The sequence below is a fragment of the Accumulibacter sp. genome (genome assembly GCF_036625195.1).
Lineage (GTDB): Bacteria > Pseudomonadota > Gammaproteobacteria > Burkholderiales > Rhodocyclaceae > Accumulibacter.
This window is the reverse complement of sequence record NZ_JAZKUG010000001.1, coordinates 1,397,896-1,411,704: the sequence shown is the minus strand read 5'-3', so window position 1 is coordinate 1,411,704 and position 13,809 is coordinate 1,397,896. Positions and strand designations below refer to the sequence as shown.

Annotated in this window: 8 protein-coding genes; 5 read left to right on the top strand and 3 right to left on the bottom strand. The window is 64.6% G+C overall.

The window, feature by feature from the left end; genetic code table 11:
- Positions 1 to 3 precede the first annotated feature (3 nt).
- The 3 genes from glmU to V5B60_RS06115 form a co-directional block, all read right to left on the bottom strand.
- Positions 4 to 1,362, bottom strand: coding sequence for a bifunctional UDP-N-acetylglucosamine diphosphorylase/glucosamine-1-phosphate N-acetyltransferase GlmU (glmU, locus tag V5B60_RS06125; protein WP_332346153.1), 1,359 nt, complete (start codon positions 1,360 to 1,362; stop codon positions 4 to 6).
- A gap of 344 nt (positions 1,363 to 1,706) precedes the next feature.
- Entirely contained in the window at positions 1,707 to 3,149 is a 1,443-nt protein-coding gene (locus V5B60_RS06120; RefSeq protein WP_332346152.1) for a glutamate synthase subunit beta, read from the bottom strand.
- A gap of 2 nt (positions 3,150 to 3,151) precedes the next feature.
- A complete protein-coding gene (locus V5B60_RS06115) occupies positions 3,152 to 7,828 on the bottom strand; it encodes a glutamate synthase-related protein (protein WP_332346151.1) in 4,677 nt (1,558 codons plus the stop codon).
- A gap of 728 nt (positions 7,829 to 8,556) precedes the next feature.
- On the opposite strand from V5B60_RS06115, the gene V5B60_RS06110 reads away from it, so the two are divergent.
- The 5 genes from V5B60_RS06110 to V5B60_RS06090 all read left to right on the top strand — a co-directional run bounded on the left by V5B60_RS06110 (position 8,557) and on the right by V5B60_RS06090 (position 13,798).
- Positions 8,557 to 10,146, top strand: coding sequence for a Re/Si-specific NAD(P)(+) transhydrogenase subunit alpha (locus V5B60_RS06110; RefSeq protein ID WP_332346149.1), 1,590 nt, complete (start codon positions 8,557 to 8,559; stop codon positions 10,144 to 10,146).
- Between the two features lie 12 nt (positions 10,147 to 10,158).
- Positions 10,159 to 11,571, top strand: a complete 1,413-nt coding sequence (gene pntB / locus V5B60_RS06105; protein WP_332346148.1) for a Re/Si-specific NAD(P)(+) transhydrogenase subunit beta — start codon at positions 10,159 to 10,161, stop codon at positions 11,569 to 11,571.
- A 281-nt stretch (positions 11,572 to 11,852) separates the two neighbouring features.
- A complete protein-coding gene (locus V5B60_RS06100) occupies positions 11,853 to 12,287 on the top strand; it encodes a hypothetical protein (RefSeq protein ID WP_332345299.1) in 435 nt (144 codons plus the stop codon).
- On the top strand, positions 12,241 to 13,209 hold the full coding sequence (locus tag V5B60_RS06095; RefSeq protein WP_332345952.1) for an ISKra4 family transposase: 969 nt from the start codon (positions 12,241 to 12,243) through the stop codon (positions 13,207 to 13,209). The genes V5B60_RS06100 and V5B60_RS06095 overlap by 47 nt, the downstream gene beginning before the upstream one ends.
- A gap of 127 nt (positions 13,210 to 13,336) precedes the next feature.
- A complete protein-coding gene (locus V5B60_RS06090; protein ID WP_034932406.1) occupies positions 13,337 to 13,798 on the top strand; it encodes a CBS domain-containing protein in 462 nt (153 codons plus the stop codon).
- Positions 13,799 to 13,809: the final 11 nt, after the last annotated feature.

The window sequence follows — 13,809 nt, the reverse complement described above, 5'->3', positions numbered from 1 at the left end:
AGTTCACTTCCTGATTTTCTGCGGCCGTTTCCAGCCCGATATTGAGGTTTGCCGGGCACGTGAAATGGTCAGAGTATCCGGCGGGGCATCGCGGGTCAGCGTCGTGCCGGCGCCGAGGGTGGCGCCGCGACCAACGGTTACCGGCGCCACCAACTGCGTGTCGGAACCGATGAAAGCGTCGTCTTCGATCACCGTCTGGAACTTGTTGGCGCCATCGTAGTTGCAGGTGATGGTTCCGGCACCGATGTTGACGCGACTGCCGACGACTGCATCGCCGACGTAGGCCAGATGGTTGGCCTTCGACTGCGCAGCGAAGCGGCTGTTCTTCAGCTCGACGAAATTGCCGACATGCACCCCCGGACCGAGCTCGGTTCCGGGGCGCAGGCGGGCGAACGGCCCGATCACCCCGTCCGGTCCGACGATTGCGTCCTCGATGTGGCTGAATGCGGCGAGGCGCGCGCCGGAGCCGATGTGTGCGTTCTTCAGCACGCAGGAGGGCCCGACTTCGACTGCCTCGTCCAGCACCACGCGGCCCTCGAAGACGCAGTTGATGTCGATGAAGACATCGCGGCCGCAGACCAGCTCGCCGCGCACGTCGATCCGCGCCGGGTCTGCCAGGCGGACTCCCTGCGTGAGCAACTGATCAGCGATTCGTCGCTGCGCGACGCGTTCGAGCTCGGCCAGCTGCACCTTGCTGTTCACCCCGAGCACCTCCGCTGCCGACTGCGGTTGGGCGGTACGCACCGGCAGTCCGGCGGTAACCGCCATGCCGACGATGTCGGTCAGGTAGTACTCGTGCTGCGCGTTGTCGTTCGACAAGCGACCGAGCCATTCGGCAAGACGCGCTGTCGGCAGGGCCATGATGCCGGTATTGATCTCGCGGATCGTGCGCTCGTCGGGCGAGGCGTCTTTCTGCTCGACGATGCGCGCGACGTCGCCGGCAGCGTCGCGGACGATCCGGCCATAGCCGGCCGGATCGTCCAGTTCGACGGTGAGCACTGCCAGCGAGTCACGTGCCGCATGCAGCAGCCGCTGCAGTGTTTCCACCCGGGTCAGGGGCACGTCGCCATAGAGCACCAGCGTCGTTCCGGCAGCCGCCAGATGCGGCAACGCCTGCATCAGCGCGTGTCCGGTCCCCAGCTGTGGTTCCTGCAGCACCCAGACCAGATCAGGCGCCGTGATGGCGGCACGCACTGCCTCGCCACCATGCCCGTATACGATGCAGATCCGCTGTGGCGCAAGACTGCGTGCGGTGTCGATGACGTGCGAGACGAGCGCCTTGCCAGCCAGAGGATGCAGGACCTTTGGCAGATTGGAGTGCATTCGCTTGCCCTGGCCGGCGGCGAGAATGACGATGTTCATTTGCTGAAACCTGATCAGACGCTACGATTGGTCCCTGTTGCGCGTGCCGGCGATCCGTCCGGCGGCAGCGGCCTGCTGATGCAGAGGACCCGGCCGCACCTGCAACGGGAGTCGACACCAGCGTTCACGCTGTGGCAATCATTGTTCCAGATCCGGTGGCGAGGCGGGCACAAAAATGTCACGCTCGGTCACTGGAAAAAGGGGAGCGCGGGCAGGCCAGCAGCAGACAGGGTCACTCCCTTGCGTGCATCCGGGCGACAGTATACGTCCGAAGCCGCGCTGGCGGGGCGAGCTGGACGGCCGCCTTGCCGCGCCCATCGGGAGATGCGTTGCACGGCAAGGCTTCAGCGCGGCAGGTCCGAACGCCCCATGAGGAAGACATCGACCTCGCGGGCGCACTGCCGGCCCTCACGAATCGCCCAGACGACCAGCGACTGCCCACGGCGCATGTCGCCGGCGGCAAACACCCGAGGCACACTGGTCGCGTAGCAGCCGTCGCCATCGGTCGTGGCGCGGACGTTGCCGCGCGCATCGAGTTCGACCGCCAGTTCCTCCAGCAACCCCTGCCGTACCGGCGATACGAAGCCCATGGCAAGCAGGACGAGGTCGGCGGCAATCTCGGTTTCGCTCCCGGGGATCTCGCTCATCCGCCCGCCGCTCCAGTCGACACGAGCGACGCGCAGCGCCTTGAGCTTGCCACCCTCGCCAATGAACTGCGTGGTCGACACGGCGAAGTCGCGGGCGCAGCCCTCCTCGTGCGATGACGACGTACGCAGCTTCATCGGCCAGTAAGGCCAGGTCAGTGCCTTGTCCTCCTGCGCCGGCGGCTGCGGCATCACTTCGAACTGGGTGACCGACAGGGCACCCTGACGGTTGCTCGTACCGACGCAGTCCGATCCGGTATCGCCGCCGCCGATGACGACCACTCGCTTGCCGGTGGCGGTGATCTGCTGGCTGGGGCGGTCGCCGGCGTTCACCCGGTTCTGCTGCGGCAGGAACTCCATCGCGAAGTGCACGCCATCGAGCTCGCGCCCGGGTACCGGCAAATCTCGCGGCGACTCAGCGCCACCGGCGACGATCAGGGCATCGAATTCGGCCAGCAGCTGGGCACCCGGGACTGCGCCCGGCCCGCTACCGCCAACCTCCTGTTCGACACGGAACTCGACGCCTTCGGCGCGCATCTGTTCGACGCGGCGGTCAATGTGCGACTTTTCCAGCTTGAAGTCGGGGATGCCGTAGCGCAGCAGGCCGCCAATGCGGTCGCTCTTCTCATACACGACGACGGCATGGCCGACGCGTGCAAGTTGCTGTGCGGCAGCCAGGCCTGCCGGTCCGGAACCGACGATGGCAACCTTCCGGCCGGTCTTCTGCGTCGGCGGCTGCGGCACGATCCACCCTTGTTGCCAACCCTTGTCGGCGATCGCATGCTCGATCGACTTGATCCCCACCGGATCCGTGTTGATGTTCAGCGTGCAAGCCGCTTCACACGGAGCTGGACAGATGCGGCCGGTGAATTCCGGGAAGTTGTTGGTCGAATGCAGGACCGCCAGCGCCTGCTGCCAGTAGCCGCGGTACACGAGATCGTTCCAGTCGGGAATGATGTTGTTCACCGGACATCCGCTGTTGCAGAACGGAATGCCGCAATCCATGCAGCGCGCCCCCTGCAGGCTGGCCTGCTCGTCAGTCAGCGCGAGGACGAACTCGCGGTAGTGCTTGAGGCGTGCAGCAACCGGCTCGGACGCTTCCGCCAGACGCTGGTACTCGATGAATCCTGTCGGCTTGCCCATTTCTATACGGTCTCCGGTTCCTTTTTCGCCAGCTCGCTGAGCACCCGGCGATACTCATGCGGCATCACCTTGACGAAACGCCGGCGATGGCGCTCCCAATCGTTCAGCACGCGTTGCGCCTGGCGGCTGTTGGTGTAGCGGTAATGCTTGTCGATCAGTCCCTTGAGGAGGACCTCATCGATCTCGCCCAAGTGCCGGACATCGACCTTGCCGTGGCTTTCCAGCTCGTCGCCGGCGTCGCTGCCCTGGCGCGCCAGCAACTCCTCCTCGACCGGTTCGAGCGACACCTGCGCCATGTTGCAGCGGGAGGCGAAGGTCCCCTCCTCATCGAAGACGTAGGCGACGCCGCCCGACATCCCGGCGGCGAAGTTGCGCCCCGTCATGCCGAGAACGATGACCGTGCCGCCGGTCATGTACTCGCAGCCATGATCGCCGACCCCCTCAACGACTGCGGTCGCACCCGAGTTGCGCACGGCAAAGCGCTCGCCCGCGACACCGGCGAAGAAGACTTCCCCTTCGGTCGCGCCGTAGAGGACGGTGTTGCCGACGATGATGTTGCTGCGGCTCTCACCACGGAAGCCGGCGCTCGGACGAACGATGATGCGCCCGCCCGAAAGACCCTTGCCGACGTAGTCGTTGGCCTCACCGACGAGGTCGAGGGTGACGCCGCGAGCCAGGAAGGCGCCGAAGGCCTGACCGGCAGTTCCCCGGAAGCGAATCTCGATCGTTCCGTCGGGCAGACCCGCTCGCCCGTACCGCTCGGCAATCCGCCCGGAGAGCATGGCGCCAACGGTGCGATTGATGTTGCGCAGCGGCAGATCGAGCGTGACGCGTTCGCCGTTGTCGATCGCCGGCCGGGCCAGGTCGATCAGTTGCCGGTCGAGCGCCTTCGCCAGTCCGTGATCCTGCTGCTCGCAATGGAAGACGGCAGCGCCTCTGGCGTTGGCCGGGCGATGGAAGATGCGGCTGTAATCGAGCCCCTTCGCCTTCCAATGGCTGATCCCGGGCTGCATGTCGAGCAGGTCGCTGCGCCCGATCAGGTCGTTGAAACGACGGATGCCGAGTTGCGCCATCAGCTCGCGGACTTCCTCGGCGATGAAGAAGAAGAAATTGACGACGTGCTCCGGCTGGCCGGAGAAGCGGCGGCGCAGAACCGGATCCTGCGTCGCGACGCCGACCGGGCAGGTGTTGAGGTGACATTTGCGCATCATGATGCACCCCTCGACCACCAGCGGCGCGGTCGCAAAACCGAACTCGTCGGCTCCCAGCAGCGCGCCGACGACGACGTCGCGCCCGGTCTTGATCTGTCCATCGACCTGCACCCGGACGCGGCCCCGCAATCCGTTGAGCACGAGCGTCTGTTGCGTCTCGGCGAGACCAAGCTCCCACGGCGAACCGGCATGCTTGATCGACGACTGCGGACTGGCGCCGGTACCGCCATCATGGCCAGCGATGACCAGATGGTCGGCCTTGGCCTTGGTGACTCCGGCGGCCACCGTGCCGACACCGACTTCCGAGACCAGCTTGACGCTGATCGATGCCTTCGGGTTTGCATTCTTGAGGTCGTGAATCAGTTGCGCCAGATCCTCGATCGAGTAGATGTCGTGGTGCGGCGGCGGCGAGATCAGGCCCACTCCCGGCACCGAATGGCGCAGGAAGCCGATGTACTCGGATACCTTGTGGCCCGGCAGCTGGCCGCCCTCGCCTGGTTTCGCACCCTGTGCCATCTTGATCTGCAGCTGGTCGGCGTTGACCAGGTACTCGGCGGTGACGCCGAAGCGCCCGGAGGCGACCTGCTTGATCGCCGAGCGCAGGCTGTCGCCCGGCTGCAACCGGTAGTCGCGCTCGATGCGCGACTTGCCAAGCACATCGGAAAGCATCTCGCCGCCCAGCAGGGTCCGGAAGCGCGCCGGATCCTCGCCACCTTCACCGGTGTTCGACTTGCCGCCGATGCGGTTCATCGCGATCGCCAACGTGCTGTGTGCTTCGGTCGAAATCGAACCGAGCGACATGGCACCGGTGGTGAAGCGCCTGACGATCTCTGTCGCCGCTTCGACCTCGGCGAGCGGCAGCGGCGGCTGTCCGGCCGGCTTCAGCTCGAACAGCCCGCGCAGCGTCATGTGGCGTTTGGTCTGTTCGTTGATCAGGCGGGCATACTCCTTGTAGCTCTCGTACCTGCCGCTGCGTGTCGAATGCTGCAGCTTGGCGATCGCTTCGGGAGTCCACATGTGCTCCTCACCGCGCACCCGGTAGGCATACTCGCCACCGGCGTCGAGCATCGTCGCCAGGACGGGATCGTTGCCGAAGGCCTGCAGGTGCAGACGGATCGCCTCCTCCATGACGTCGAAGACGTCGATGCCCTCGACCTGCGTCGAGGTGCCGGTGAAGTACTTGTCCACCATTCTCTTCTGCAGTCCGACGGCTTCGAAAATCTGCGCGCCGGTGTACGACATGTAGGTCGAGATGCCCATCTTGGACATGACCTTCAGGAGACCCTTGCCCACGCCCTTGACGAAGTGCTTGATCGCCTTGTCGCCCTTCACCGGATCGTTGCCCGCCATTTCCTGCAACGTTTCGAGCGCGAGGTAGGGGTGCACCGCTTCCGCCCCATATCCGGCGAGGACAGCGAAATGGTGCGTCTCGCGTGCGGCACCGGTCTCCACGACGAGACCGACGCGCGTCCGCAGCCCCTTCATCACCAAGTGCTGATGCACCGCCGAGGTGGCCAGCAGGGCGGGGATGGCGACATGCTCGGCGTCGAGCCGGCGATCGGAAACGATGAGGATGCTGGAACCCTTGTGCACATGGTCTTCCGCCTCGGCGCACAGCGAGGCCAGGCGCGCTTCGACCCCCTGCCGGCCCCAAGCCAGCGGATAGCAGATGTCGAGCTCGGCCGAGTGGAACTTGTTGCCGGTGTAGGTTGCAATCCGCCGCAGCTTCGCCATGTGGTCGAAATCGAGTACCGGCTGGGACACCTCGAGACGGTAGGGCGGATTGATCTCGTTGATGCCGAGCAGGTTCGGCTTGGGCCCGATGAACGAGACCAAGGACATCACCAGCTGTTCGCGAATCGGGTCGATCGGTGGATTGGTCACCTGCGCGAAGAGCTGCCGAAAATAATTGAACAGCGGCTTGCTGCGGTTCGAAAGAACGGCGAGTGGCGAATCGTTGCCCATCGAGCCTGTTGCTTCCTCGCCGGAGCCGGCCATCGGCTCGAGGATGAACTTGATGTCCTCCTGCGTGTAGCCGAAGGCCTGCTGCCGGTCGAGCAACGGCGTCGGATGGGCGCCTGCCGGAACCGCGTGCGGCGCCGGCAGTTCGTCGAGCTTGATGTTGATGCGGCCGAGCCAATCCTGGTACGGCCGGGCGCGGGCAAGCGTGTCCTTGAGTTCAGCGTCGTCGATGATCCGCCCCTGCTCGAGATCGATGAGGAACATCTTCCCCGGCTGCAAGCGCCATTTGCGGACGATCCGCTCCTCCGGTATCGGCAGCACGCCCGCCTCCGAGGCCATGACCACGAGATCGTCGTCAGTCACCAGGTAACGGGCCGGACGCAGGCCGTTGCGGTCGAGCGTGGCGCCGATCTGGCGGCCATCGGTGAAGGCGACCGCAGCCGGTCCATCCCAGGGTTCGATCATCGCTGCATGGTACTTGTAGAACGCGCTGCGCTTCTCGTCCATCAGGGTGTGCGACTCCCACGCCTCGGGAATCAGCATCATCATCGCATGCGCCAGCGAGTAGCCGCCCATCACCAGCAGTTCCAGCGCATTGTCAAACGATGCCGAATCCGACTGGCCAGGGTAGATCAGCGGCCAGATCTTCTCGAGGTCGCCCGCCAGCAACGGCGACGACGTCCCTTTCTCGCGTGCGCGCATCCAGTTGTAATTGCCGCGCAGGGTGTTGATCTCGCCGTTGTGCGCGATCATCCGGAACGGGTGCGCCAACCTCCAGGTCGGGAAGGTATTGGTCGAAAAGCGCTGATGAACCAGCGCCATTGCCGAGACGCAGCGGGGATCCCGCAGGTCGGCGTAATACTCGCCAACCTGGTTGGCGAGCAGCAGGCCCTTGTAGACGACCGTCCGCGCCGACATCGACGGCTGGTAGAACTCCTTGCCGTGCTTCAGGCCCAAGGCTCCGATGGCGTTCGCCGCCCGACGGCGGATGACGTACAGCTTGCGCTCGAGGGCATCGGTGACCATGACATCGGCACCGCGGCCGACGAAGATCTGGCGAATCACCGGCTCGCGTGCGCGCACCGTCGGCGACATCGCCATGGAATGATCGACGGGCACGTCTCGCCAGCCGAGCACCACTTGGTGTTCGGACCGCACGGCACGTTCGATCTCCTCCTGACAGGCCAGACGCGACGCCGATTCCTGCGGCAGGAACACCATGCCGACTCCATAGTCGCCAGCCGGCGGCAGTTCGATATCCTGCTTCGCCATCTCGGCGCGATAGAAATCGTCGGGAATCTGGATCAGGATGCCGGCGCCATCGCCCATCAAGGGGTCGGCACCGACCGCTCCGCGATGATCGAGGTTCTTCAGGATCAGGAGGCCCTGCTCAATGATCGAGTGACTCTTCTTGCCCTGGATATGCGCGACGAAACCGACGCCGCATGCATCGTGCTCGTTGGCCGGGTCGTAGAGACCCTGCCCTTCAGGTATGGCGGAATCCATCACTCTCGAATCCTCACAAAACTGGGACGGCAAGCGAACCGCATTGCTCGCAACAGCCGTCCTCTCGGGTACGACGCGGCCGTTCCGGCCACTCCGCGCGACCCGCGACTATACTCGGAAAGCACCGTCGAGACAAGATGCTGCACCGCACCAACGGGGGGCACACTGGCGATGCTGGTGCACCACGATGGGGCATCAACAGCAGCAACGGCTGCGGCAATGCGTGACTCGGGCGGTCAGCGATCGGAGAAGCAAGATGCGTGCCGTCATCCTGCCAGGTTGGGCCGTGTCGGTGTCGTGGTTGCGCAAGAGCGGCCGATTCGCAATGCTCGGTCTCAGCCACGGCGCCGCTGCGGGTGCTCAAAGGCGGCACGGCTTGCCGCCGTATGCGCGGCGGCGCGTGTTGCGCCGGCGCCGCTGCGGGCGGTCGTCGTCGAGACAGCCGGGACGACTCGGCCATGCGGTGCCCAGCGCATGGTAAATTTGGCTTTACGCTTGTGGTAAGCTGGCACGCGGAGGCATGGGCGATGCTGCAGCCTTTCCCACAACAGCCGACATGGGTGAGGCGGCAGCCGCGACCGACGGCAGCAACAGGATGCGATGTCGAGGCGGGATCGTTTTCGACGGGGCAGGTGTGGCTCTTTGGGGGACCAGCCGCGGGCGGGATGCGGACCGGTCTTTTTGAATGCGTGGACTCGAAGAACGAGCAACGAGTAATGGAGGACTGAATGCCAATGAAAATCGGGGTGCCGAGGGAAACGGCACCGGGGGAAAGACGGGTCGCCACCGTACCAGAAGTCGTCGAGAAGTTGATCAAGCTGGGCTTCACCGTTGCCGTGGAATCCGGCGCCGGCGAGCAGGCAAACGTTTCCGACGAGGATTACCGTGCCGCGGGTGCGGAGATCGTCACCACCGCGGCCGACCTGTGGGCTTCGTCGGACATCGTCTTCAAGGTCCGCGGCCCATCGAGCGAAGAAGTTGGGCTGCTGCGTGAGGGCGGGACACTCGTCAGCTTCATCTGGCCGGCACAGAATCCCGAGCTGTTGCAGCAGTTGGCGGCGCGCAAGGCCACGGTCCTCGCGATGGACAGCGTACCGCGCATTTCGCGGGCGCAGAAGCTCGACGCCCTGAGTTCGATGGCGAACATCGCCGGCTACCGCGCGGTGATCGAGGCGGCACATCATTTCGGCCGCTTCTTTACCGGCCAGATCACCGCCGCCGGCAAGGTACCGCCGGCCAAGGTGTTCGTCATCGGTGCCGGTGTCGCCGGCCTGGCGGCGATCGGTGCTGCCTCGGGACTGGGCGCGATCGTTCGCGCCAACGACACCCGGCCGGAAGTGGCGGATCAGGTCAAGTCGATGGGTGGCGAGTTCGTCGCGGTCGACTATCAGGAGGAGGGTTCCGGAGTAGGCGGCTACGCCAAGGTGATGAGCGAAGGTTTCCAGAAGGCGCAGCGTGCGACCTTCGCCAAGCAGGCGAAGGAGGTGGACATCATCATCACGACAGCTTTGATTCCGGGCAAGCCGGCGCCGCGGCTGATCACCGCCGAGATGGTGCAGTCGATGAAGCCGGGCAGCATCATTGTCGACATGGCGGCCGAACAGGGTGGCAACTGCGAGCTCACCGAACCGGGCAAGGTCGTCGTCAGGCACGGAGTGACGATCATCGGCTATTCCGACCTGCCAAGCCGCCTGTCCAAGCAGTCGAGCACCCTCTACGCCACCAACCTCTTCCGGCTGAGCGAGGAACTGTGCAAGGGCAAGGACGGTACGATCGACGTGAACATGGATGACGAAGTGATCCGTGGCACGACGGTCATCAAGGAGGGCACCATCACCTGGCCGCCGCCGGCTCCGACGCTGTCCATGGCGCCAGCGGCAGCCCCGGCGGCCGCACCCGCGGCCAAGCCCGCGGCCAAGTCGCACGGCCATGGCAAGGGCGGGTCTACGGCCTCGAGCACCGCCGTCGGCCTGCTCTTCGCTGCCGGCGCGCTGATCTTCTGGGGCATCGGTGCCGGCGCACCGGCAGCCTTCCTCGGCCACTTCACGGTTTTCGTCCTCGCCTGCTTCGTCGGCTACATGGTGGTCTGGAATGTCACGCCCGCCCTGCACACACCGCTGATGAGCGTCACCAACGCGATCAGCAGCATCATCGCGATTGGCGCGCTGATCCAGATCGCACCGCCATTGGCAGAGGGAGTTGCACGTCCCGAGGAGTGGATTCGCTGGCTCGCGGTCGGCGCCATCGTTCTGGCGACGATCAACATGTTCGGCGGTTTCGCCGTCACCCAGCGCATGCTGGCAATGTTCCGCAAATAGGAGACGACGATCATGTCCGAAAGCCTGGCAACCGTTTCCTATCTCGGTGCAACCATCCTCTTCATTCTTTGCCTCGGCGGCCTGAGCCACCCCGAGACGTCTCGCCGCGGCAATCTCTACGGCATCATCGGCATGACCATCGCCGTTCTCGCAACGGTCTTCGGTCCGCGCGTCGGCGCCGCCGGCTACGCCTGGATCATCGCCGCGATGGTGGCGGGCGCGGGCATCGGTGTCTATGCCGCGCGCACGGTGCAGATGACGCAGATGCCCGAACTCGTCGCGCTGATGCACAGCCTGGTCGGCCTCGCGGCAATGCTCGTCGGCTTCGCCAACTACATCGACCCGGCGGCCTCGGCGCAAATGACCGGCGCCGAAAAAACCATCCACGAGATCGAGATCTACGTCGGCATCCTGATCGGTGCCGTCACCTTCTCCGGCTCGGTGATCGCCTTTGGCAAGCTGTCCGGCAAGATCTCCGGCAACCCGATGTTGCTGCCGGGGCGCCACTGGATCAACCTGGCCGGACTGCTGGTGGTGATCTGGTTCGGACGCGAGTTCATCAACGCCCACTCGCTGAGCGAAGGCATGCTGCCGCTGGTGGTGATGACCGCCATCGCGCTGCTCTTCGGGATCCACATGGTGATGGCAATCGGCGGCGCCGACATGCCGGTCGTCGTCTCGATGCTCAACAGCTACTCCGGCTGGGCCGCGGCAGCCACCGGCTTCATGCTCTCGAACGATCTGCTGATCGTCACGGGCGCGCTGGTCGGCTCGAGCGGTGCGATTCTCTCGTACATCATGTGTGCGGCGATGAACCGTCACTTCATCAGCGTCATCGCCGGTGGCTTCGGCACCACCGGCGGCACGCCAGCTGCAGCCGGAGCGCAACCGGCAGGTGAAGTGGTCGCGGTAACCGCCGCCGACACGGCGGAACTGCTGCGCGAAGCGAAGAACGTCATCATCGTTCCCGGTTACGGCATGGCCGTCGCGCAGGCGCAGCATACCGTTTACGAGATCACCAAGCTGCTGCGCGAAAAGGGTGTCAATGTCCGTTTCGGCATCCATCCGGTGGCAGGGCGCATGCCAGGGCACATGAACGTGCTGCTGGCCGAGGCCAAGGTACCCTACGACATCGTTCAGGAAATGGACGAGCTCAACGACGACTTCCCGCAGACCGACGTCGCGATGATCATCGGCGCCAACGATATCGTGAACCCGGGAGCACAGGACGACCCGAACAGCCCGATCGCCGGCATGCCGGTGCTCGAAGTCTGGAAGGCCAAGACCTCGATCGTCATGAAGCGCAGCATGGCTTCGGGCTATGCGGGCGTCGACAACCCGCTTTTCTACAAGGAGAACAATCGAATGCTGTTCGGTGATGCGAAGAAGATGCTGGATGAAGTCCTGGCGTCGCTGAAGAGCTGAGCCGCTGGCCTCTCCAACAGAGGCCGAGACGAACAGACGCCCGCTCGCGCGGGCGTCTGTTCTGTGATGGCTGCCTCCTGGCCGACCTCGCCCCTCCCTTCGGCCGAACCGGTTGGAGCACCCGTCGAAGCCTTGGCAACACCCGGGCACAGGAAGCCTCGGGTGCAATCGGAAGTGCGACTGACGCCGGGGCGAGGTGGTTGGCGGTGGCATTCGGCACTAGACAATTGGGCGGAGGTGGGGTAAATAGTGATGGGTTACTTCACCTTGGAGCGAGACCCATGACAGAAAGGTGGTCGGAAATGGAGGGGCGACTCAAGCCGAGTCGGGGTTTGGAAGAGCGGTTTAGAGATCATCCCGAGCTCCAAGCCAAGATCGAGTCGTTGCTGGCGGTGGTCGAGAATGCGGCCGGCGATGTTGAGAAGGCGGCGGAGGCGGAGCGGCGGGTGACGGAGGAATTGCGGCAGTTGGGCAACGAAGCGTTGCACGGCTGGGCGCGACGGCAAGCGCAGCGGAAGGAAGAAGAGGTGGCGCAACAACCGGGCGTGCAGCGGAAGGAAAAAAAACGTCTATTGGCAGACCCGGTACGGACAGATCGAAGTAGCGGAGCAGGTCTTCCGGCAAGGGACGCGCGGGCCGGAGATCCGGCCATTCACGCGTTCGGCGGAGGTGGTCTGCCGGGGCTGCTCGGAGCCGCTGCAGCGAGCGATCGTTGATTTCGGGGCGGACGCGCCCGCGGCGCGCATTCCGCAGAAGCTGAAAGAGCACTACGGTATCGAGGTGTCCGCCAGTACGTGCTGGCCGATCGTCTTGCGGCATGCCGCGACGATCGACGAGCGCCCGAAAGCGGCGGCAAAAATCCCGGCACGAGACGGCGTAGAGCAGTTGATCGGCGAGATCGATGGGAGCATGATTCCCGTCGTGGAGACGGCCGAATCGGACGACCAGAGCGCGAAAGTGGACCGCCGCAAGACCCGCCGGGTGGGCTGGAGGGAAGCGCGTTTGAGTCTGGTCCATGCGCCGGGCTCCGTCACCCCGGTGTTCGGCGCCACCGTGGGCCCGCCCGACCAGGTCGGAGAGACGCTGTTGCGCACGGCGGTTCAGGCCGGACTGGGGCGTAAGACCAAGGTCCATGCGGTCAGCGACGGCGCCGCATGGATTGCGGATCAGGTGAGTGAGCAATTCGGACTGCAAGGCCACTTTCTCGTCGATTTCTACCATGTCTGTGACTACCTGACGGCCGCAGGGGACACGATCGCCGGCACGGCGGCGAGGGCTTGGCTGGAAACGCAGAAGGATCGGCTGAAACAGAACCGCCTCCAGGACGTCGTCGAGGAACTGCAGCGATTCGTCGAGGACGACACCGTTCCCGATGCCAACGCCCCGGTGCGCGCGGCGCATCGCTATCTCACCAATCGCCCGGGACAGTTCAACTATCAAGACGCGCTCGTGGCCGGGCTGCCAATAGGGTCCGGCGAAATCGAAAGCGCACACCGTTACGTCATCCAGGACCGTCTCAAGCGGGCCGGCGCTTGGTGGAAACTGAAAAACGCCAAGCACATGCTGGCGCTGCGTGTCTGCCGCGCCAACCAGGAGTGGGACCGCTATTGGCAGTCCACACGTCAACAGGCCGCCTGATCCACAGTCGCACTTCCGATTGCACCCGGAAGCCTCGCCGCATTTCCGGATGTCGTTGGACATCTGATAGAATCATCGCGAAACTCGACTGGCGTCGCAACCAGCCATCCTTTATCGAGGGGGTACCATGGAGGTAAGAGAAGTTCTGCAGGTCAAGGATTCCGCTCTTTTTGCCGTACATCCGGACTCACCGCTGTCCGAGGCCGTCATCATGATGGCTGACAACGACATCGGCTCGGTGATCGTCATGGACGGAGGCAAGCTGGCAGGGATGCTGACCTTTCGCGAAGTGCTCCTGATCCTGGCCAAACGCCAGACCGAGCGTCGCGTCGGGCCGACGCCACCGATCGCCGAAATCCTCGTCGTCGAAGCGATGGACCGAAATCCACCGACGGCACATCCCGACATGGACGTCGACGAACTCCGCCGCATGATGGTCGACTCGCACACGCGCTATGTGCCGGTGATGGAGGAGGAAACGATCGTCGGCATCGTCTCCTTTCATGACGTCGCCAAGGCGGTGCTCGAGGAGCGGAACATGGAGAACAAGCTGCTCAAGGCCTACATCAAGGACTGGCCAGCGCCCTGAGCGGCGGATCC